This window comes from Frigoribacterium sp. RIT-PI-h (assembly GCF_001297205.1).
Classification (GTDB): Bacteria; Actinomycetota; Actinomycetes; order Actinomycetales; family Microbacteriaceae; genus Frigoribacterium.
In genome coordinates this window covers 93,736-113,414 of the sequence record NZ_LHOZ01000082.1, presented here as the reverse complement: position 1 = coordinate 113,414, position 19,679 = coordinate 93,736, and the positions used below count along the sequence as shown (strand labels likewise).

Here is a 19,679-nt window from a genome sequence, read left to right as displayed (position 1 = left end):
TTGATGATGCCCGCTCGACGCTCTGTGACCAAGAAGCAGCTCGCTGGCGCGAGCGGAGATCGCATAGTCGTCTCACGGGCGATTCTTCGCCGGGGCGGTGGTCAGGTGTCGCTCTTGAGCCCGCGAGGGGGCGCTGAATTGACCCACAGGCCCCGGAGGACGAAGAGGGAACTGGCGATGCCTCCCGCGCCGGCTGCCACGCTCACCCAATTCCACGAGTAGTCGAGGGCCAGTGCGCCGAGAGCGACGAGACCTACAAGGGCCCAGACGCAGAGGGCGCCTTGGAACCACCTCTGGTGCAAAGCGCGTCGAAGGTTCTCAACCATGTGGCGAACTTACTCTCTGCAGCAGCGTCCGAAAGGGGATGGTCCTGCGGGGCAGCTGCCCCTGGGTCGTGTGGTTGGCGCACCGTGTGTACCGTGATCAGGTGCCCGACCCTTCCATCGCGATCCGCAGGACGTCTGAGGCTGATTGGCCTCGAGTCCGGGAGCTGCGTATCGAGAACGCGACCGACAACCCGATCTCTTACGGCGCGACACTTGAGACAACTAAAGCCATGACGGAGGACGACTGGCGTCTTCGTGCCCGTCGCGGGGAAGCCGACGACGCGACCTGTTTGGTCGCCTGGAGCACTCTCACGGGGCGATGGGTCGGGATGATGAGCGCTCAGCTTGGAGACGAGGACGGGCCGGACCCCGTACTGACCGGCGTCTACGTCACTCCCGACTTCCGCGGTCGCAGGCACGGCGTTGGCGACGCGCTCCTGGACGCAATAAGTGGCTGGGCCACCGGTCGGGGCGCGCGTCTCCGTCTTTACGTTTACGAGCATGCCGTCCCAGCTCGAAAGTTCTACGACCGTCACGGATTCACCGCGACAGGACGTACGCGCCCTCTCACATTTGTCGACGGGCAGACATTGGAAATGGCGCGAGTTCTACCGTCTCGTTAGAAGATCGCTTACTGACTCGGATTGCGAGTTGGTCCAATGCCTGCTCTATGACGATCTACGGTGCCCACGTCACCCCTCGGAGTCGCGCGTCCGCAAACGAGCCCGGTTAGGCTTCGGCTCACGAACGAGGAGGACGCGTGTCAAAGGCTCCGCAGGCGACGCCATATGAGGAAGCGATCATCGCCATCTGCTTGGGCGTTTTCTTCACCGGCATCGGCCTCTTCATGCGGTTCACGAGTCACGACCTCGGTGAGCCGATGGGCCGGGTAGGACTTCCGGGCTGGGCTCTTGTCGGACTGCTGTGGATCAGCGGCGCCGGTGCAATCGGGGTGGGCGTCATCCGGCTCCTTAAAGGTGCCCGTCCCTGAAGCAGGCGCCCGCTAGGGAATCGTTCCATGGCCCGTGAAGGGCAAGCTTGCGTCTGACGGATTGAATATTCAGATCAATTGAATATAGTGGGCGCATGACCCAGTCAGAGATGCGCGAGCCAACGATGCTCGTCCTGACTTCACTCGCCGGCGGGCGCAAGCACGGCTACGCACTGATGGCCGATGCGGCAGAACTTTCCGGTGGTCGAGTCCAACTCAAGGTAGGCACTCTCTACGCCGCACTCGACCGACTCGTGGAACAGGGGCTCATAGTTGTGGCTGGTGATGAAGTGGGCGACGGCCGGAATCGCCGATATTTCGAGGTCACCGCCGAGGGCATCGACGAACTCCGGGCCACGGCAAGCCGTCTGGAAGCGAACGCCGCGGCGGCCCGCGCGCGGATCTCGGAATGGCGGCCGCGAGGCATCGCCGGCCAGGTGCAGTTCGGAGGTGTGTCGTGAGCGTCCTTGGTCTGGATCTCCAGCATCTAGAGCAGCAATATCGACGGCAGCTCCGGTGGTATCCGGGGCGTTGGCGCCGAGAGCACGAGGAAGCGATGGTGGGGATACTGCTTGACGTGGCGGAGGAGGAAGGGCGCGAGCGCCCTCGCCGGGCAGAGATGCTCGACCTAGCTGCCCACGGGCTCGGTGCCCGCCTCTCCGCCGTGTTCCCGGCCACCTCCCGCGATCAGGCTGCGAGCTTCGCTCTCGCAACAGGAGTGGCATGGTCACTGGCCTACTTCATCGTGCAGGACTGGATGCCCTGGAACCCCGGGTCTCACGCCTACGCGCTCGACCCTTTCGGCCCGTTCAACAGTGCCGGTGTCCTGGTCACGGCACTATGGGTCCTGGCTGGGGTGCTCGTACTCGCCAGGCGCAGCACGGCCGCCAGGTTCAGCACTCTCGGGGCCGCGGCACTGGCCCTCATTTTGATCGTCGTGCAGACCCCGTCGTCACCGGAGTACGTCGTGGTGTATCCGAGCCCTGACCGGGTGACGTTCGTCCTTCTCGCGGGTCTTGGCCTCATCGCTGCCGTGGGAAAGCCGCGCCGGAAGTCGACCACGGCTGCCTTGGCCACAGGCTGGTTCGCGGCGTTGTCTGGGGTGCTGCTGATCATGAATCAGCTCGACACGGTATCGGTCCCGTTGGCTGCGGGACGGCCGAGTTGGTACGACTTCTTCAATCGCTACCTCTGGTCGGGTGGCCTGCTGGGCCCCGGCGTGGTGGGCATCTTGATCGTGGTTGCCCTATCTGCCGCTGTCGCTTTCCGAGTCACAGGGCATCGCCTTGGAGGCACGCTCGTCTTGTCGGCGGTGCCCTGGGCGGCCAGCGCCTTGGTCAACTGGGCGATGTATCTCGGGGCTGACCCCTCGTCCTTTGTCCTGGCTGTACTGATGGTCGTCGTCTGGGTCGCGCTGTCGATTGCGGCCCTCACGTTGCGACCCCGAGCGCGGCAGGAAGGACAGGCTCATGGAGCACCAGATCCGGCCTGACGACATCGACTTGCCACCAACTCAACCCATCGACATCAGTCCCTGGCTAACGCACGGTGATTTGGCAGAACGGTAACGGAGATCGCTAGAGCGACGTCGTAGACGGTGCCCGATAGGGAATCCCTTTGTGGGTCTCAGGTCGTTGGTCGGTTGATGGTATCGCCGTCCCAGGAGAGGTCAGAGTCCTGGTCGACGGGGAAGGCCTCGAAACGGTCGTCGTCGAGGATCGCGTCGACGAGCGCTTTCGAGCCGGCAACGATCGTGGAGTCCCAGTCGATCTCGGTGGCGAGCACCCAGGCATGGTCCTCGGGCCAGAGCAGCTGCAGCGGCTCATCGAAGCGATGACCGATGGTCCGGCCCCAGCCTGGTTCGGCGAGTTCTGCCGTGCTCGTCTGGGCGAGGACGTAGTCGTATCGGTCGATGAACGCCGTCGCACCGGCCCTGAGGCCCTGACCCGAGCCGCCGACCCAGTACGCCGCAACGGCGTCGTCGGGCGTAGTGGTCGCGGCGCCGAGTAGCGGCGCGAGGGCGGCGAGGACCTGCGGGTCGAGATAACCGACGTCACTCGTCCCACCGCGTGGTTCGTCGTGGCCGAGTAGTCGTTCCCACTGAACGAGGGGGTGCATGACCTTGCCGGCGGTGGCCGCGACATCCGCCCACCGGCGTCGTTCCCAGGCGCCGTTCCCTGTTAGTCGGGGGTGAAGGATGCGCGCGTAGGCCTCAAAGTCGTCCCCAGCGCCCCCGCCGACCCGTGCCCAGCTGTGCTCCCGCCGCATTCGTCGTCCCAGCCACACGGCCCGCTCGACATCGTCGATGATCTTCATAATCGCGACCATGTCACGTCGGGGGAGCCCTGCCAAAGAGTAGAACCGGCTACCTGTATCGCCGAGGCGTCTCACTAGAGGATCCTCCATCGCGCAGAGCCAGCAGACCTTCTGCTTCGACCTAGGGTCGGTAGTGGTCGCGCGTAGCGCGATCTGTGAATGGCCCAGGGTGAGGCTTGTTCCCGTCGAGAACGCCGAGGCTCGTGAGCCCGGCCACGGTGCCGATCACCAACAACTTCAAGGCACGAAACAAGAGTGTCTTGAACATCGTCGCTGCTCCTTCAACCGTGACGCTTACGTATCTGCTCGAAGGCTCCCACCTCTAGATCGTGTCCGCTGGCCGATTGGTCACCGGACGCGGGACGCTTCAGCCGCGACCTCACCGAACGCGACCAGCAATTCGGGAGGATCGACGACGACGAGAGGCGCATCGAGCAAGAGCAGCCACTTGGCCATCGCGACGTAACTGTCTGCACCTGCGGCGACAACCGCCGTGCCGTCACTCTCTGCGGAGACCGTGCCCCATGCAGGCGACACCCATCGGGCGACGTCCTCGATCGGGGCCATCACGCGAACCACACCACGTACCCGTTGCATGCTTGTACGAAGTCCCACGGCAACGTATTCGTCGAGGTCGTCGGCGGGGTCTGCACGGGGCCGCGCGGCCGAGGCTGTGATCGACGCGTCGGCGATTCGATCGACACGGAAGGTGCGCCAGGCGTTCGACTTCAGGGAGTAGGCGAAGAGGTACCACCGACCGAGGGTGTGGACGAGGTGCCGTGGCTCGATGAGCTGATCGCTCTGCTCACCTGTGTGCTTCTCGTAGCGACAGATGACGCGACGCCGTAACCGACACGCTCGAAGAAGGAGGGTGACGGTCTCCGTCGCGCTGCTCGGTCCGTGTGGTCCCACGGGCTGACCGAGATCTACCAGGCCGGCGTGGTTGATCACTGCATCGACGGCAGGTGCGACGTGGTCGGGCAGGATGCGTCGGATCTTGTCGAGGGCGTTCGAGGTCTCCACCGGCCTTACGGCGGTCCCGTCTGCGAGACCTTGCAGCGCGAGGGCGGCAGCGACAGCCTCGGGGGCGTCGAGTGTGAGCGGGGGCAAGGCCGCCCCGGCCTCGAGTTCATATCCTCCACCGTGCCCGCCAGCGCTCCTCACCGGGTAGCCAAGCGTACGGAGGCGCGCCACGTCACGGCGGACGGTGCGGGTCGTCACGCCCAGCTCGTGTGCCAATTCGTCGGAAGTCCGGCACCGGGGTCGCTGGAGCAGAGCCAGCAGCTGGAGCAGACGCGTCGAGGTATCCCACATGGTCCAAGTCTCCGTCCCTTCTAGGACAGACGCTGTCCGGCAGGCTCCCTAGCGTGGCAGCACTTCTGCGAACGGGCGGGAGCTGACCCCGAGGAGACCCATGTCCGCGATCGAGACCACCACCCGCGAGACCGTGCTCCACCGGCACCGAGGCGACCTCGGCACCTCGCCTTCGAGTTGCACGACCACGAGGACGACTGTCGTGCGGCCTCTCGACGACGGGGAAGTCCGGGTGCGCAACAGCTTCGTCCAGGTGACCGCTGTCATGGCCGACCTCATGGCAGAAAATACCGGGCTACCGATGCCGGGTTACCTCCTCGGCGCACCCTTGTGGGGAGGAGCGATCGGGACCGTGATCGAAACGGCGTCCACCGCGCTCCCGGTCGGGACGGTCGTCAGTCACATGAGTGGCTGGCGGGAGGAATCGGTGGGGCTGTCTGAGACCTTCTGGCCGGTGTCCGAGTCGATGGTCCGCCACCCGGAGCAGGTGCTCAATCAGGGGGTGACCGCCTACCACGGCATGGTGGACATCGCGCGAGTCGGTCTTGGGGACGTCGTGTTCGTCACCGGTGCCGCAGGAGGTGTCGGATCTTTGGCAGGGCAGATCGCGAAGGCCAGGGGTGCTGCCCAGGTCATCGGCTCAGCCGGTACGGACGAGAAAGCGGAGTACCTTGTCGAAGAACTCGGATTCGACGCTGCGGTCAACTACCGCCGGGGCGACGTCCTCGACAGGCTCCGGGACCTCGCACCAGACGGCATCGACGTCCTGTTCGACACGGTCGGCGGATCTCAGTTCGAGGACGCCGTGCAGGCCGCGGCTCCTCGTGCGCGCATGGCGCTGTGTGGTGCACTCGCAGGCCAGGTCACGGGCGGACATGCGGGGCACCCACACCTCGACCTCATGACAGCGATCGTGAAGGAACTCGAGATCCGGCCGTTCTCGACCGGGCACACGCCCGACCAGCTTCAGGCCTGGCATGAGCACGCCGCACAGTGGCACGGCGAGGGACTGCTCGTGTTCCCGCACACGATCGTGCCGGGCGGGCTCGACGCCGCCCCGGGAGCTCTCGACGACCTCCTGCGAGGAGCCTTTCGAGGTGCGGTTCTCGTCCAGCTCTAGGCCTGCTCATGCCGCGGGTGGACCGGCCGGGGTGGCATTTCGACATCTCACCTCAATTCGTGCGCCTGATGAGCGGCTGTTGCGAGGGCAAGCTCCGCGATGTCGCTCCTCTCGGATGACGCGGCACGAGGCCACCACTGGTGGACTGGGTAGATGACGCCTGCTTCGTGGTCCCGCCTCCGGATGGTTGTTCTGGCGGTCGGATCGGCGGGCGCGATTCTGACGGCAGGTGGGCCCGTGATCCTTGCTGCCGATGTTTTGGAACGGTCGCGTGGCTACCGACCCGACGGCATCGGTCTCATCTTCCCGGGGCTCATGGTGACTACCTTGACGGTGCTCATGACCGTGATCGCCTTCTTGTGCCCATTCGTGAGAGGTGGCGACGCAGCGTCGGTCAAAGAGCGACTGAGCTCGGGCATTGCCATCGCTCCGCCGCTGCTCACCGTGGGTGTGGCGGCTCTCAATGTTCACTACCTGTCGTCGCAGCTGACCTTCGGCGCCCCGCGAGTCTGGTTTGACGTTGCCTGCGGCTCTGCGATTCTTCTGGTGTCAAGTTCTGTGGCTCTCTCGGTGGCTACCTTCTCGAGGGCCACCGTGCTTCGACAGGTGGCGCTCGGAACTGCGATCGCCGCCTTCATCGGAGCGGCCGTCCTCCAGCCACTTTTCCTGTCAGGCATCATTCTCAGCTCAGCGCTTGCCCTGTGTTCGGTCATGTTCTCGATGCCGGTGACCTCTGGAACGAGAACCACGGCCCGATAGGGGATCGCTATGTGGACGTTCTCCGCTCGTGGCGAGGGTCGGTTCCGAAGGTCGGCGGCTCGCTCCGGATCTGTAGCCTGGGCGGTGTTACGTGTTTGTCGTGACAACGAGGATGACGATGTGCACCGGTGGATATGACTCCTGCGTCAGCACGGATTGAGACACCACACGGGCATCTGCTGGTGGTTCGACCGTTGACTTGCTGCCGTCACCTGAGTCGAATTGAACAGGAAAGCCAGCTTCTTCGACCTGACGTCGCGCGTCAGCCAGGGGGAGGCCTCGGAGGTCGTTCTGTTCGAGGAACGATCGAACCGCGGTTCCATCGAGGTCCACCGCTTTTGGGTCGTTCGGCATCACCGCGGCGGGGTCCGTCGAGGCAGGTGCCACGTAGGGGGCCGCTGAGGTGAGCGGCATGTAGAGATCGTTTACCCCGGGGGTCGTGCAGCCACGGACATCGTGCGCACCGACACCTCGAACCGTTCCGCGAGACGACGGGCGCTCCGTGGCCTCACTGACACGGCACGCAGCTCCTCCACGAGTCCGTGGAGCCGGTCGGTCCGATTCACGGAACCATCACGCGACAGGTCGCTCGCTCGAGAATGTCTGCGCTCGCCTCTTCACGGGTGGGATCGACGCCACGCCCGGAGGGTCCTCGGTCTGATCCGCCTCAGACCGCGGTCGTCGCACCGAGTCGTCGAGCTGCTTCGACGACGAAGCGGCGGCGGCGAGCTCGTTCTTCGTCGTCAGGTGAGGCTCCCGTGATCAACTCCGCGAGTTGCGGCACGGTCTGCCACCAGGCGGCCAGGGCGATGAGGGCGAAGACCAGATGGGCCGGGTCCAGGGCTGCATCGAGAGCACCATCTCGTTGAGCGGAGCGGAACTGCTCGATCTTGTCCTGGTAGTGCGCCCTTCGACCGATCGCGTCGGCAGGCGGTCCGCCCCGCAAGCCCTCCCATTGGAGCAGACGACTGAGTTCAGGGTGGGCTGCGTGGTAGTCGAACAACGCCCCGGCGAATGTGCCGATGTCCTCTAGATCAGTCCCCGTGACGCTCACTGCCGCCGCCAGGCGCTCGAGTTCCGTCCCGAGTACGAGGTCCCACAGGGCCTTCTTGTCGCCGTAATAGCTGTACAGGCGTTCTTTGTTCACCCCTGCCCGATCGGCGATCGCCGCCACCGTGGTGCCGTCGAATCCGAATCGAGCGAATTCGGTCAGTGCCGCTTGCCGGAGTCGGCGACGCGTCCCCTCTGTGTCCCAAGCCATCCGACGACAATACCAACGCCGCGGTTGGCATTTCTGAGGGCCACTGTTATTTTCCAACCGAAGCGTTGGAGTTGGAGAATGGGAACGGAAACGACATGGAAACTGAACGCCTACCGGAGATCCGCCAGCACGCTCGCCCTGGTGCCGTGGCCCTGGTGACCGGTGCGACGAGTGGCATCGGCTTGGACGTCGCGCGCCAGCTGATCCGACACGGCATGACCGTCTGGTTGGGAGCCCGCGACGTCGAGAAGGGTGAGCGGACGGCGCGTTCCCTGGGTCCGTCCGCGCGAGTCGTGCAACTCGAGGTGACGGACGCCGTGTCGGTCGAGGCCGCCGCCGCGGAGGTCGGCGAGCTGGACGTGCTCGTCAACAATGCGGGCGTGAATCCGGGCGGAGACGACATCGACGGCACGACACTGGAGCAACTTCGAGCCGCGTACGAGACCAACGTGTTCGGCCTCATCGGAGTCACCCAGGCGTTCCTGCCGGCGCTGCGCCGTTCGGCGCACCCGCGCATCGTCAACGTCTCCAGTGGCACGGGGTCGCTGACGTGGAACGGCGGGCCGAATCCGCAATTCGACTGGGCTGCTGTCAAGGGTGGCGGGCTGGCCTACCGCACCTCGAAGACCGCCGTGAACGGCGTGACCTTGCTCACCGCCCAAGCACTCGGTGACCGGTTCAAGGTCAACGCAGTCGCACCCGGCCTGAGAAGGACGGGCATCGTCCCGGGCATGTCCGTCGGAGGGGATCCGGCCGAAGCGGCGGCAGGAATAGTCCGTCTGGCCCTCCTGCCCGACGACGGCCCGACCGGTGCCCTCTGGTCGTGGGACGGCACGCGCGCGCCCTGGTGACGCGCCCCGTACAGGCCGAGATCGAGCGTGATGGATGTGGGGCGAGGCGCGGGGGTCAGGGCTCCTCCTATCGGGGAGCTGGTCGCGTCCTCGATCGCTGCATCCATGAGTGCCCGATGGAGGATCGGTCAGCGGTCATGCAGGAGGCCCCCATCCCGCGGGTCTTCCCGTCGGTTCGACCCCGCTTACAGAGAGACGGGCAGGGGAGGCTGGTTGTGAACAGGAACATGCTCACGTGGCGCTGGTTCTCGGAGCCGCTCGTCCTTCGACTCGGGCCGCGCCGAGCAGCCGTCGGTGCGGCCCGTCCTTCCGGCCTTCCTCTCAGCCCTGGTCGGCGGCCCGCTGCTCGGCCGCGATCACGTCGACCTGGTCGGTCGACACCGTGGTGGTACCGGCGGGGGTGTCGACCTGCAGGGTGGCCGGGCCGTACTCGTCGGCGGAGCCGTCGGCCGTCCAGACCGCTCCCCAGATGCCGTCGGCGAGGGTCGCCGGCGTCGTGACACCGGATGCGCTCACGATGCGGACCGCGGTGATGTCGGCCCCGGCCTGTCCGCTGAGCTGCGCGTGCTGCGCCCCGGTGTCGGGGTCGCCGAAGCCGGCCACGTACCCGAACGAGACGACCTCGTCGGCCGCCAGGCCGTCGCGCAGGCTCGTCGTGCCGGTGGAGACGACGACACCGTCCTGTTCGAACGACTCCTCGAGGGTGTCGCCCTCGACGGCCCACTTCCCTCGGTAGCCGTCGGCCTGCTGCGACAAGAGGGGCGTGGCGACGGCGGTGAGCTGGTCCTCGGCCGAGGCGGTGGAGCCCGACGAGACGGCGGACGGGGCGGCCGCAGCGGTCGTGACGGCGGCAAGGCCCGTCGCGACCAGCAGGGCTGAGACGGCGACGACGGTGCGGGGCTTGTTCATGGGGTTGCTCCTCGAGTCGGGGTGTCGGACGGGAACGGTCGTCCCGTCGCGTTCTCAGCCTCGCTGTCGTGCCGGGTCCTGCCGTCGGCCGCAGGTCGCCAGATGATCCGCCTGAGGGGCCACGACGGGTCCTCCTCGAGAGGCCCCCGTGCGGGACGTAGACGGCATCATGGGACGGCTGGCCACCCTCGACGTCACGACCATCCGTGCCCGGGAGGTGATCGACTGCCGGACGCCACCGGCGCTAGTACGTGGTGGGTTTGCTGAACAGGTTGACGATGTTGCCGTCGGGGTCGCGCAGCAGTGCGGACCGGTTGCCCCAGGGCATCGTGGTCGGTTCGAGGACGACGTCATCACTCATGGGCTGCAGCTTGGCGAACTCACCGTCGACGTCAGCGACTTCGAACTCGATGAACACGGATCGGTTCGTCGCAGGGGCCAGTGCGCCGTCGAGCATGGCGACGGTGGCGGTGCTCGCGATCGCGAGGTTCGCGCCCGGGCCGTTGAACTGGGCGAAGACCGGTGTGGAGCGCTCGGCTCGTTGGCCGGTGACCTGCTCGTAGAAGGCGACGAGGCCGTCGAGGTCGTCGGTGACGATGCGGATGGAGGCGAACGGCATGGGGTTCCTTCGGTGGAGCTGACGAGATGTGAGCATCAGCTTCACCGGTCGTCGCGACAGCGTCCTGTCGGTGATTCCAGAAGTCACCTACCGCGACTCAGTCGTCGATGACGGATCGCAGCCGCCCGGAGGAAATGGCGAGGTCCTCCGATCGCAGCGTTCGTCGCGGCGGGCGCTCGTCGGTCACCTCGACGGAGAGCATCCGGTCTCCCCGGAATGCTCGCACCCCGTCGCGGAGTCGACACCACGCGATCAGGTACCACTGGCCGTCCTTCCCGATCGACCCCAATGGTTCGACGTCTCGGGTGGAGTCGGCGCCGCTGGCGTCCTGGTACCGAAGCCGCACGACACGGTCCGCGCGGAGGGCCGCCACGAACTCGGCCGGCGCGACCGTGTCCCCCTCGTCCTCCAGGAAGTGGACCCGGGAAGCCAGCGCGCTGGCGCGTGCTGCGTCCCGGTCCGGCATGACCGCCAGCATCTTCCGGGCGGCGGTCTGGGCGGACTGCCGGAACGGGCTGTGTCGGAGGGAGCCGAGACCGATCAGCACGGTGAGGGCCTCGTCCACCGTGAATCCCGCCGGTCCGAGCGTCGCCGACGCGTCGATGACGTACCCACCGGTTCGGCCGGGCTCGGCCCAGATCGGCAGACCCGATCGTTGCAACGCAGCGAGATCCCGCTCGATCGTGCGCACCGACACCTCGAACCGTTCCGCGAGACGACGCGCGCTTCGTGGCCGCGGTGACACGGCACGCAACTCTTCCACGAGGCCGTAGAGCCGATCGGTCCGATTCACTGACCCATCATCCGACAGGTCGCTCTCTCAGCCGTGTCGGCAGCTCCGCCGTTGTCCCGATGGACGATGGGAGTCCGGTCGACCTGCGAAGCTCGGGTCATGTCGTGGCCCAGAGCTGTAGCCCTCCGAACGGATCGTCTTTCTCTGGAGCCGCTCGCCGTGGAGCATGCGAGCGAGATGGTGGCCGCTCTGGCACCTCAGGATCTGTATCGGTTCACGGGCGGGGAGCCTCCGACGCTCGAAGAGCTCGAGAAGCGCTACCGCCGCCAGTCGCGAGGTCAGTCCGAGGACGGACGTGCCGGGTGGTCGAACTGGATCATCCGACCTGCTCGGGGTGGCTCGGCCGTCGGTTTCGTCCAGGCGACGCTGACACGCGAGGACGCTGGCCTCGTGGCTGACTTGGCGTGGCTGGTCACGACGTCGGAACAGGGCCGCGGTGTCGCGGGGGAGGCAGCCTCCGCCGTCGTGACGTGGCTGACCTCGATGGGTGTCGGGTGCCTGCAGGCCTACGTCCACCCCGATCACACCGCGTCCGCGCGGACAGCCCGTCGGCTCGGGCTCGTACCCACGACCACGCTCGTCGACGGAGAGATCCTCTGGGAGGCCGCCACCACGTCCATGACCGATCGGCAGGAGGGTGCCGGCTAGAAGATCCTCCACCGGGATCGATTCCGGACCGACCTACCGAGACGATCCGGGTCCAGCAGCGAGCGGGTGTGTGGCGGCCGCCGCCCAGCGTCCGACGACCGATGCGTTGCCGTCCGCGTCGATTCAGGGCCGGGTGGTCTCTACGGTGGTGGCATGCGTTCTCTCACCACACTCGACGACTGGTCTGCCGCAGATGTCCTCGCGGTGTTCGCCCTGGCGGATGCGTACAGCGAGGGCCGCGGGCCGGCCAAGGAGGGAGCAGCGGTCATGTTCTTTCCGCCGAGTAGTCTGCGGACGAGAGCCACGTTCGAGCGCGGAGCCTCGCTGATGGGGCTCCAGCCGATCGTCTTCCCCGACACCACGCTCGACAAGCCAGAGGCGCTCAGGGATGTCGCCCAGTACCTGGACGCCTGGGCCGACATCATCGTGGCCCGGCACCGTGACCTCTCCGTCATCGAGGGCTTGGCGGCGTCTCATGCATTGCCCGTCGTGAACGCGATGACCGATGTGAACCACCCGTGCGAGGTGCTCTCCGACCTGTACTCCCTCCGCCACAGGGGCGACATCTCAGAGCTCCGCTACCTCTTCGTCGGAGCCGACGGTAACATCGCCAGGGCGTGGCAAGAGGCCGCAAGGGTGCTGCAGCTGGACCTCGTCCAGTGTTGCCCGGCTGGGCTCGCGACCCCTGGCGCCCTCTGGGCAGATGATTTGGATGCGGCAGTCCGATCAGCGGACGTCATCCTCACGGACGGTCCCGGCCCTCACGCGGAGCTCCTCGAGCCCTATCGGATCACGGCGGCCCTTCTCGACCTCGCGCCGGCAGGCGTCCGCTTCGCTCCGTGCCCACCTTTCGTGCGTGGCCGGGAGGTGAGCGCCGACGCCGTGGCGCACGCGGCCTTCGTCGGTCACGCGTTCAAGGCCCCTCTTCTCGCTGTGCACCAGGCGGTCATGGCGTTCTGCCTCGACCTCGGATGACGCCGCGTCCCGGTAGACGATCGGCTGCCGGACTTCCAGGGTGGTGCATCTGCGGCCCGACAGAGATCGACGACAGGGTGGTTACGCGCTTCTGGCGTGCCACCGCGTGGGAACTCGACCTCTCGAGCGCGATCGAGCGTCACGACGTCCCCGGTCGCCCAGATCGTCGCTTCTGTCGTGCCGTGCCGGCCTCGGGAGGTCAGGCCGACGACCTGTTCGCGCTCGCGCGCTCCGGCCACCGGAACCGTTCAATGAATGCGGCGAGCAGCGTCGAGCGCATCATGAGGACGAACAGGCCGTAGCCGATGATCCCGCCCAGCGTGTTCGTCATCCAGTCGTTGATGTCGGCGAGGTGTCCGCCGAAGGCGAGCCGGGAGGTGGCCATCTGCACGAGCTCGATGGCGAGACTCGTGCCGGCGACGATCGCCAGCACCCTCCACCAGGTGGGCCGGATGACGAGCAGGGGGATGAGGACACCGAGCGGAACGAACACCGCGACGTTGATGAGGGCGTCGTCGAGCCCGTAGTCGCGGAACGGCTCGAGATAGAGCGGCAAGGGGCGCGGCCCGTAGTCCGGCCACGTCCCGACGTGGATGAAGATCGGGAAGACCGTGTTGGCGAGCACTCCGCCTGCGTAGAGAGCGAGGACGGCGGCGACACCCGCCCGTGCCGGTGTGACCCGGCCGCGAGAGCGGAGGACCCGGAGGAGCACGAGGAAGATGACGATGCCGAGGGGGATCACGATGGGGAGCGTGGGGACTTCGATGGACTTCATGCTTTGCTTCCGACGATTGCTTGGTGCGGTGCGGCAGCACCCGTCCGATCGTAGGGCTGCCGGGCTCGGGCTCTACCTCGACGATCACTCCACCTCTCCGTCATGTCGAGGACGAGGTGTCGCGACGGCGCTCCTGCGCGAGCCCGCGTCGATCGCCGAGCAGGAAGGGCCGAACGTCGTCCGCTGGATCACCGCGGACGACGACCACACCGCCCGCCGTGTCTACGACGACGCTCTCCGACCACCGACGGGTCCTCGCCGTCGTGCGCTTCCTCGCCGCCTGAGGGCCTCGGGGACCGGCACCGCGCCTCCTGAACGACGGACGTCCCCGCCTGCTCGCCACCTCGGGACGAGGGGAGAGCGGACGGGGACGTCGAGCCGTCGGGGCCCTACTCGACCCGGCGACGGCCTCGGATCGGGCCGACCACGCGACGGCCGCGACGCGAGAGCGCCAGGCCGAGGGCGACCCCGAGCAGCGCCATCGCGGCGATGCCGAGCACCGACGCGCTGCCGGTGAAGGCCAGCTGCGTCGCCGACAGGATCATCGGGAACGACACCGTGACGACGGCCTGGACCGTCATGCCGGCCGTGTCGGTCACGCGGTACTGCACCGAGGCCTTCGAGTCGAAGCCCGTCGCGGGGGTGAAGACGACGGTGCCGTCGACGACCGTCCAGGTGCCCTGGTCGGGCACGGCCAGCGTGCTGACCCCGTCACCGGTCGCCGGGTCGACGATCACGACGGTGCCGCGGTCGAAGGTCGCACCCTCGGTGGGGGCGTCGTTCGCCGTGACGTCGACGGTGACCGCGTGGTCGGTCGTGCCGCGCTGCTCGTCGTCGACCGCAACGGCCGCGCCCAGCACCGTGATGTCCACCGTGGCGCGGGCGGTCTGCCCGGCCTCGTCGGTCGCCGTGTAGTCGAAGGTGTCGACCCCGACGAAGCCGGCGCGGGGCATGTAGTCGTACGACCCGTCGAGGTCGAGCGCCACGGTGCCGTGCGACGGCTCGGACGCCAGGGCGACCCAGAGGGCCGAACCGTCGTCGTTGCGCATCACGCCGCCGACCCTGCCCGAGACGAGTCGCTTGCCGGCGATCGTCCTGCCCGAGTCGTTCACGGCCTTGACGCCGACGGTGATGGTGACCGTGGCGGTCGCGGTGCCGCCGTCGCGGTCGGTGACCGTGTACGTCACGGCGTCCTTCCCCGAGTACCCGGGGGTCGGCGTGTAGACCAGGCGGCCGCTGGGGTCGATCGTGACCGTGCCGTGAGTGGCGGGGCCCCCCGAGGCGACGCGGAGGCCCGCGCCGCGGGCGTTGCCCCGCCCCCCCCGCACGGCGACGGCCAGCGTCGCCTCGGCCGGCGTGGGGGCCGCGCCGCGCCCGCCGTCGGCAGCACCGTGATGGTGACGGTGCCCGTGCGCGTCTGACCCTCGCCATCGGTCGCCGTGTAGGTGAACACGTCGGTGCCGGAGAAGCCGGCCTTCGGCGTGTAGACGTACGAGCCGTCGCGAGCGAGCTCGACCGTGCCGTGCGTGGGCGCGGCGTCGAGCGTCGCGGTGAGCGCGCTGCCCGAGTCGTTCGAGAGCACGCCGTGTGCGGCGTCGACGGTCAGCGGGGTGCCCGCTCGGGTGCTGCCGGTGTCGTCGACGGCCAGGGCGCCGACGACGATGGTCGCGGTGGCCTTCGTCGACCGGCCGGCCGAATCGGTCACGGTGTACTCGACCCGGTCGGTGCCCGAGAAACCGGCGACCGGCGTGTAGACGAACGACCCGTTCGACCGGGTGTCGATCGTGCCGTGCGCCGGGGTGCCGACGCCCGTCACGGTCAGGCCGGTGCCGAGGTCGTTCACCAGCAGACCCGGGGCGGGCACCGAGAGCGCGGTGCCGGCAGGCGTCGAGTAGCGGTCGTCGAGGGCGCGGGGCGTCACCGTGACGGTGACCGTCGCCGTGGCGCTGCCGCCGTCACGGTCGGCGACCGTGTAGACCACGATGTCGTCTCCCGAGAAGCCGGGGGCCGGCGTGTAGTCGACGGTGCCGTCCGGCGCGATCGTGACCGTGCCGTGCGCGGCCGGGGTCGCCGCGGTGACGGTCAGGCCGGTTCCGACGTCGTTGCCGAGCACACCCGGTGCGGCGACCGTGACGCGGTCGCCGGCCACGACCGTGGCGACGTCGGGGGCGGCCTCGGGGCTGACCACGATCGTCACGGTGCCCGTGCCGGTCTGTCCGTTGCCGTCCGTGACCTCGTAGCCGAACGAGTCCTTGCCCGAGGTGCCGGGCTTCGGCAAGTAGGTGTACGAGCCGTCCGGTGCCATCGTGACCGTGCCCGCCTTCGGCTGGTCGGAGACGGTCGCGGTGAGGCCGGTGCCCGTGTCGTTCGACAGCACGCCGTGGTCGGCGTCGACGACGAGGGGCTGGTCGGCGGTCGGGCCACCGGCGGGGGAGTCGTCGACGACGATCGGCCCGACATGGATCGTCACCGTGGCGACGTCCGACTCGCCGTTCGCGTCGGTGGCGCGGTAGGTCAGCCGGTCGGTGCCTGAGAAGCCGTCGGCGGGCGTGTAGCTGAGCGTGCCGCCGGCCGCGATCGTGGCCGTGCCGTGGGCCGGGGCGTCGACGAGCTCGGCGCGCAGCCCGGTGCCGAGGTCGTTGCCGAGCACGCCCGGGGCGGTGACGGTGACGGTGGTGCCGGCCTTCGTCGACGTGACGTCGTCCACGGCGTCGGGCAGGACGACGATCGTCACGATGCCCGTGCTCGTCTGCCCCTCGGCGTCGGTCGCGGTGTAGGTGAAGTCGTCGGTGCCCGAGAAGCCCTTCGCCGGGGTGTAGACGTACGAGCCGTCCTTCGCGACGGTCACGTCGCCGTGACGCGGGGCTCCGTCCAGCACGGCCGTCAGGCCGGTGCCGCGGTCGTTCGAGAGCAGGCCGTCCTTCGCCGGCACGGTCAGGTCGCGTCCGGCGGTCGCGGTGCCCTGGTCGGCCATGGCGAGGCCGCCGACGATGACCCAGGCGCGGGCGGTCGCGGTCTGCCCCGCGGCGTCCGTCACCTGGTACTCGAACGAGTCGGTGCCCGAGGTGCCGGCGTCCGGCGTGTAGCTCCAGGTGCCGTCGGCGGCCACCGTCACGGTGCCGTGCGCGGGCGTGCCGTGGTCGGTCACGCGCAGCCCGGTGCCGAGGTCGTTGCCGAGCAGGCCGGGCCCGGCGACGGTCACCGTGGTGCCGTTCGGCGTGGTCGCCTCGTCGTCGACCGCGACGGGCTTCACGGTGATCGTCACCGACGCCGTCGCGGTGCGACCCGCGGCGTCGGTGACCTCGTAAGTCACGGTGTCGGTGCCCGAGAAGCCGGGCGTCGGCGTGTAGTCGAACTCGCCGTTCGGGGCGATGGTCGCGGTGCCGTGCTGCGGGCCGGTCACGATCGCGGCGCTGAGGCCGGTCCCGAGGTCGTTGCCGAGGACGCCGGGTCCGTCGACGTGGGCGGTGCCACCCGCGAGGACGGTGACGGTGTCGTCGACGGCCTTCGGGGCGACGGCGACGGTGACCGTCCCCGTGCTCGTCACGCCGTGCGCGTCGGTGAGCGTGTAGGTGAAGCTGTCGGTGCCCGAGAAGCCCTTCGCCGGCCTGTAGACGTACGAGCCGTCGGGGTTGACGACGACGGTGCCGTTCGTCGGGGCCGTGGCGAGCGCCGCGCTGAGCGGGCCGCTGCCCCCGTCGTTGCTCAGCAACCCACGCCCGGCGGGCACGTCGAGAGGCGAGCCCGCGATGGCGTCGGCGGTGTCGGCCGAGGCGCGCGGCGCGACGGTCACGGTCACCGTGCCGGTGTCGGTGCCGCCCTTGCCGTCGGTGACGGTGTAGTCGACGGTGTCGGTGCCCGAGAAGTCGTCGGCCGGTGTGTAGAGCACGTCGCCCGCGGGGGTGACCGACGCGGTGCCGTGGCCCGGCGTCGAGACGGCGGTGACCTTCAGGTCGGTGCCGTCGTCGTTCGCGGTCAGGGCGCTGCCGGCGATCGTCGTCGGGGTCCCCGCGACAGCGCTCGCCGTGTCGTCGACGGCGGTAGGCAGCACGGTGAGCGTCACGGTGTTCGTGGTGCTCCGGCCGTCCGCGTCGGTCGCCGTGTAGGTGAACGTGTCGGTGCCCGAAAAGCCGTCCGCGGGGACGTACCGGAACGAACCGTCGCGGCCGAGCACGAGGGAGCCGTGCGAGGGTCCGGTCGCGACGGTCGCGGTCAGACCGCTGCCCGAGTCGTTCGACAGCACGCCCGAGGCGGCGTCCACGACGAGCGCCTGGCCGGCGCGAGCGGTCGCGACGTCGTCGCTGCCGACCGGGGTGACGGTGATCGTGACCGTCGAGGTCGACGTGCCACCGCCTCCGTCGGTCGTCGTGTACTGGAAGGTGTCGGTGCCCGAGAAGCCCTTCGCGGGCGTGTAGACGTACGAGCCGTCGGCCGCGACGATGGCCCGGCCGTTCGCCGGCTGCGTGTTCGAGGTGACGCTCAGGTCGGTGCCAGCGTCGTTGGAGAGGACGCCCGGGGCGTCGACGGTCAGTGTGGTTCCGGAGGCGGTGGTCCCGGTGTCGTCGGAGGCTGCGGCCGACGCGGCGGCCACGGTGTTCGTGAACGTGCAGACGACGTCCGTGCCGTCGGCGCTGGTCGCGGCGGGGAACGTGAACTGAGCGGTGTTGCCCGAACCCGAGGCGACGGTCGCGTCGTCGTTGACGTTCGCGCAGCGGTATGTCGTCGAGTAGTCGGCCAGGCGCGTCGTGCTGTTGCCCGCCGTCTGCGAGACGGTGTAGGTGCGCGCGGGGATGGCGAGTGCGGCGCCGGCCTTCTGGGCCTGGACGCCCTTCGCCGTGCCCGAGGTCGTCGCGGTCGACGGCGACGACAGGTTCCCGCCGTCGACCTTGAGGGCGAACTGGTCGCTCGACTTCCACCGGCCGACGACGTCCGCCTTGCCGGTCAGGGTGTTGGCGTAGTTGCAGCTCGCGAGGTCGGAGTACCCGGTGATGTTGCTGATGGCCGGCGTGGTCATGCGGCCGGCTTCGGCACCCGAGCTCGAGTCGAGCTTGATGATCTGCAGGCCGGACGAGACGTAGAGGTAGCCGTCGGACGAGAACGCGATGCCCGGGCTGTTGGTGCCGGTGGGCAGGTCGGTCAGCTTGGTGGCGGCGAGCGAGGTGGTGCCGGCCGTGGTCGGGATCGTCTCGTCGTTCAGCCGGTAGACCGCGTTGCTCGCCACGACGAAGAGCAGACCCTGCGTGCTGAAGGCGAAGTCGCCGTTGCCGGCCTGCAGGCCGGGGATGCGACCGACGACGCCGATCTTGTCCCCGGTCTTCGGGTCGTACGCCGAGATCGTGGAGGGGTCGCCGCCGGTCGCGTAGTAGTAGATGCCGGTCACCGGGTTGACGGCGCCCCGCAGCGTCGAGGCGGGTGCCCCCGACGGGTTCGCGTTGGCTACCGTCGTGACGGCCCCGGCCGCCGAGTCGTAGCGCGCGAGCGTGTTGCCGTTCGAGTTGTTGGCCGTGCCGTTGGTGAAGGCGTAGGCGTCGAGGCCGTTCCGCCCCACGCCAAGACCGTTGTTGGCCGGCGAGAACGGGTTCGCCGTGCCGGCGATCACGTCGGACACCGTGTTGGCCGCGACGTTGATGGCGACGAACTGTCCCTGGCCGGCCGTGGCGTAGATCGTGTTCTGGTCACACGAGAGCGCTGCCGCGGCCTGCGCGGGCGCCGGCGCGACGGCCTGCGTCACGGCGACGGCCGCCAGCAGGGAGGCGGTGGCGAAGGCCGCGAACGAGAGGGCGCGACGACGGGGGCGCACGGAGGCGCGGAGAAGCGACATGGGCGGGTGGTGTCCTCGGGTGGGGGCGTCCGGCCGGGTCGGATCCGGTCGGACGTCGGTCCTGCTCGACACGCGGGGGTTCAGGCGCCCGCGTGTCGCCCCCACGGGAACGGGGGCTCCACGAAAGTGGATGTTTCGACAATAAAGCTTCTTGCTTGTCGAGTGGAGTCCCCAGAGCAGGGGTGTTTTCGTCCTCCTTGT

19 protein-coding genes and 2 pseudogenes are annotated in these 19,679 nt (G+C 68.4%); 10 read left to right on the top strand and 11 right to left on the bottom strand.

The window, feature by feature from the left end; all coding sequences use genetic code 11:
* The first annotated feature begins 364 nt into the window (after window positions 1–364).
* The 4 genes from AEQ27_RS18805 (at window position 365) to AEQ27_RS12605 (ending at window position 2,809) form a co-directional block, all read left to right on the top strand.
* The gene (locus tag AEQ27_RS18805) at window positions 365–949 is read left to right on the top strand and encodes a GNAT family N-acetyltransferase (protein WP_082383500.1); all 585 of its coding nucleotides are present in this window, start codon (window positions 365–367) and stop codon (window positions 947–949) included.
* 137 nt (window positions 950–1,086) lie between these two features.
* The gene (locus tag AEQ27_RS12615) at window positions 1,087–1,317 is read left to right on the top strand and encodes a hypothetical protein (protein WP_054146965.1); all 231 of its coding nucleotides are present in this window, start codon (window positions 1,087–1,089) and stop codon (window positions 1,315–1,317) included.
* Between the two features lie 95 nt (window positions 1,318–1,412).
* Entirely contained in the window at window positions 1,413–1,778 is a 366-nt protein-coding gene (locus AEQ27_RS12610; RefSeq protein WP_054146964.1) for a PadR family transcriptional regulator, read from the top strand.
* Window positions 1,775–2,809 (top strand): hypothetical protein, encoded by a 1,035-nt coding sequence (locus AEQ27_RS12605; protein WP_152970348.1) that lies wholly within the window; start codon window positions 1,775–1,777, stop codon window positions 2,807–2,809. Before AEQ27_RS12610 ends, AEQ27_RS12605 begins: the two co-directional genes overlap by 4 nt.
* Window positions 2,810–2,943: 134 nt before the next feature.
* On the opposite strand, the gene AEQ27_RS12600 is transcribed toward AEQ27_RS12605, so the two are convergent.
* Window positions 2,944–3,708, bottom strand: coding sequence for a hypothetical protein (locus AEQ27_RS12600; RefSeq protein WP_161805541.1), 765 nt, complete (start codon window positions 3,706–3,708; stop codon window positions 2,944–2,946).
* Between the two features lie 273 nt (window positions 3,709–3,981).
* Window positions 3,982–4,947 carry a YafY family protein gene (locus tag AEQ27_RS12595; RefSeq protein WP_082383499.1) on the bottom strand — a complete coding sequence of 322 codons (966 nt, stop codon included), beginning with the start codon at window positions 4,945–4,947 and terminating at the stop codon, window positions 3,982–3,984.
* A gap of 100 nt (window positions 4,948–5,047) precedes the next feature.
* Here AEQ27_RS12595 and AEQ27_RS12590 point away from each other — a divergent pair, with 100 nt between their 5' ends.
* Together AEQ27_RS12590 and AEQ27_RS12585 are read left to right on the top strand one after the other, a co-directional pair.
* A complete protein-coding gene (locus AEQ27_RS12590) occupies window positions 5,048–6,067 on the top strand; it encodes an NADP-dependent oxidoreductase (protein WP_235451081.1) in 1,020 nt (339 codons plus the stop codon).
* Window positions 6,068–6,304: 237 nt separating this feature from the next.
* The gene (locus tag AEQ27_RS12585; RefSeq protein WP_152970346.1) at window positions 6,305–6,826 is read left to right on the top strand and encodes a hypothetical protein; all 522 of its coding nucleotides are present in this window, start codon (window positions 6,305–6,307) and stop codon (window positions 6,824–6,826) included.
* A gap of 87 nt (window positions 6,827–6,913) precedes the next feature.
* On the opposite strand, the gene AEQ27_RS17395 is transcribed toward AEQ27_RS12585, so the two are convergent.
* The 3 genes and pseudogenes from AEQ27_RS17395 to AEQ27_RS12580 all read right to left on the bottom strand — a co-directional run bounded on the left by AEQ27_RS17395 (window position 6,914) and on the right by AEQ27_RS12580 (window position 8,000).
* Window positions 6,914–7,240, bottom strand: coding sequence for a PASTA domain-containing protein (locus tag AEQ27_RS17395; protein WP_152970345.1), 327 nt, complete (start codon window positions 7,238–7,240; stop codon window positions 6,914–6,916).
* 38 nt (window positions 7,241–7,278) lie between these two features.
* Window positions 7,279–7,392, bottom strand: a pseudogene (locus AEQ27_RS18370) (transcriptional regulator); the annotation flags it as partial.
* Window positions 7,393–7,493: 101 nt separating this feature from the next.
* A complete protein-coding gene (locus AEQ27_RS12580) occupies window positions 7,494–8,000 on the bottom strand; it encodes a TetR family transcriptional regulator (RefSeq protein ID WP_235451080.1) in 507 nt (168 codons plus the stop codon).
* A gap of 38 nt (window positions 8,001–8,038) precedes the next feature.
* Here AEQ27_RS12580 and AEQ27_RS12575 point away from each other — a divergent pair, with 38 nt between their 5' ends.
* Window positions 8,039–8,938 (top strand): SDR family NAD(P)-dependent oxidoreductase, encoded by a 900-nt coding sequence (locus AEQ27_RS12575; protein WP_235451079.1) that lies wholly within the window; start codon window positions 8,039–8,041, stop codon window positions 8,936–8,938.
* Between the two features lie 321 nt (window positions 8,939–9,259).
* Here the strand turns inward: AEQ27_RS12575 and AEQ27_RS12570 are convergent, their stop codons facing one another.
* The 3 genes from AEQ27_RS12570 to AEQ27_RS12560 all read right to left on the bottom strand — a co-directional run bounded on the left by AEQ27_RS12570 (window position 9,260) and on the right by AEQ27_RS12560 (window position 11,259).
* Window positions 9,260–9,847, bottom strand: a complete 588-nt coding sequence (locus AEQ27_RS12570) for a hypothetical protein (protein ID WP_054146957.1) — start codon at window positions 9,845–9,847, stop codon at window positions 9,260–9,262.
* A 244-nt stretch (window positions 9,848–10,091) separates the two neighbouring features.
* Window positions 10,092–10,466, bottom strand: coding sequence for a VOC family protein (locus AEQ27_RS12565; protein WP_054146956.1), 375 nt, complete (start codon window positions 10,464–10,466; stop codon window positions 10,092–10,094).
* Between the two features lie 97 nt (window positions 10,467–10,563).
* Window positions 10,564–11,259 (bottom strand): YafY family protein, encoded by a 696-nt coding sequence (locus AEQ27_RS12560; protein WP_054146955.1) that lies wholly within the window; start codon window positions 11,257–11,259, stop codon window positions 10,564–10,566.
* Window positions 11,260–11,325: 66 nt separating this feature from the next.
* Here AEQ27_RS12560 and AEQ27_RS12555 point away from each other — a divergent pair, with 66 nt between their 5' ends.
* Together AEQ27_RS12555 and AEQ27_RS12550 are read left to right on the top strand one after the other, a co-directional pair.
* Window positions 11,326–11,907 carry a GNAT family N-acetyltransferase gene (locus AEQ27_RS12555; RefSeq protein WP_369813649.1) on the top strand — a complete coding sequence of 194 codons (582 nt, stop codon included), beginning with the start codon at window positions 11,326–11,328 and terminating at the stop codon, window positions 11,905–11,907.
* A gap of 153 nt (window positions 11,908–12,060) precedes the next feature.
* Entirely contained in the window at window positions 12,061–12,882 is an 822-nt protein-coding gene (locus AEQ27_RS12550; protein ID WP_054146953.1) for an ornithine carbamoyltransferase, read from the top strand.
* Between the two features lie 199 nt (window positions 12,883–13,081).
* On the opposite strand, the gene AEQ27_RS12545 is transcribed toward AEQ27_RS12550, so the two are convergent.
* On the bottom strand, window positions 13,082–13,657 hold the full coding sequence (locus AEQ27_RS12545) for a VanZ family protein (protein WP_054146952.1): 576 nt from the start codon (window positions 13,655–13,657) through the stop codon (window positions 13,082–13,084).
* On the opposite strand from AEQ27_RS12545, the pseudogene AEQ27_RS18800 reads away from it, so the two are divergent.
* Window positions 13,602–13,871 (top strand): annotated as a pseudogene (locus tag AEQ27_RS18800) (GNAT family N-acetyltransferase); the annotation flags it as partial. The gene AEQ27_RS12545 and the pseudogene AEQ27_RS18800 overlap by 56 nt on opposite strands.
* A 175-nt stretch (window positions 13,872–14,046) precedes the next feature.
* Here the strand turns inward: AEQ27_RS18800 and AEQ27_RS16705 are convergent.
* Window positions 14,047–14,904 carry an Ig-like domain-containing protein gene (locus AEQ27_RS16705; RefSeq protein WP_369813654.1) on the bottom strand — a complete coding sequence of 286 codons (858 nt, stop codon included), beginning with the start codon at window positions 14,902–14,904 and terminating at the stop codon, window positions 14,047–14,049.
* Entirely contained in the window at window positions 14,841–19,478 is a 4,638-nt protein-coding gene (locus AEQ27_RS12540) for an S-layer family protein (protein WP_054146951.1), read from the bottom strand. Before AEQ27_RS12540 ends, AEQ27_RS16705 begins: the two co-directional genes overlap by 64 nt.
* Window positions 19,479–19,679: the final 201 nt, after the last annotated feature.

Excerpts from the sequence above, each read along its gene's own strand:
- AEQ27_RS18805 (WP_082383500.1), top strand. The coding sequence starts at position 365 with ATGGTCCTGCGGGGCAGCTGCCCCTGGGTCGTGTGGTTGGCGCACCGT.
- AEQ27_RS12610 (WP_054146964.1), top strand. The coding sequence starts at position 1,413 with ATGACCCAGTCAGAGATGCGCGAGCCAACGATGCTCGTCCTGACTTCA.
- AEQ27_RS12595 (WP_082383499.1), bottom strand. The coding sequence starts at position 4,947 with ATGTGGGATACCTCGACGCGTCTGCTCCAGCTGCTGGCTCTGCTCCAG.
- AEQ27_RS12590 (WP_235451081.1), top strand. The coding sequence starts at position 5,048 with ATGTCCGCGATCGAGACCACCACCCGCGAGACCGTGCTCCACCGGCAC.
- AEQ27_RS17395 (WP_152970345.1), bottom strand. The coding sequence starts at position 7,240 with ATGCCGCTCACCTCAGCGGCCCCCTACGTGGCACCTGCCTCGACGGAC.
- AEQ27_RS12570 (WP_054146957.1), bottom strand. The coding sequence starts at position 9,847 with ATGAACAAGCCCCGCACCGTCGTCGCCGTCTCAGCCCTGCTGGTCGCG.
- AEQ27_RS12565 (WP_054146956.1), bottom strand. The coding sequence starts at position 10,466 with ATGCCGTTCGCCTCCATCCGCATCGTCACCGACGACCTCGACGGCCTC.
- AEQ27_RS12555 (WP_369813649.1), top strand. The coding sequence starts at position 11,326 with ATGGGAGTCCGGTCGACCTGCGAAGCTCGGGTCATGTCGTGGCCCAGA.
- AEQ27_RS12550 (WP_054146953.1), top strand. The coding sequence starts at position 12,061 with ATGCGTTCTCTCACCACACTCGACGACTGGTCTGCCGCAGATGTCCTC.
- AEQ27_RS12545 (WP_054146952.1), bottom strand. The coding sequence starts at position 13,657 with ATGAAGTCCATCGAAGTCCCCACGCTCCCCATCGTGATCCCCCTCGGC.
- AEQ27_RS12540 (WP_054146951.1), bottom strand. The coding sequence starts at position 19,478 with ATGTCGCTTCTCCGCGCCTCCGTGCGCCCCCGTCGTCGCGCCCTCTCG.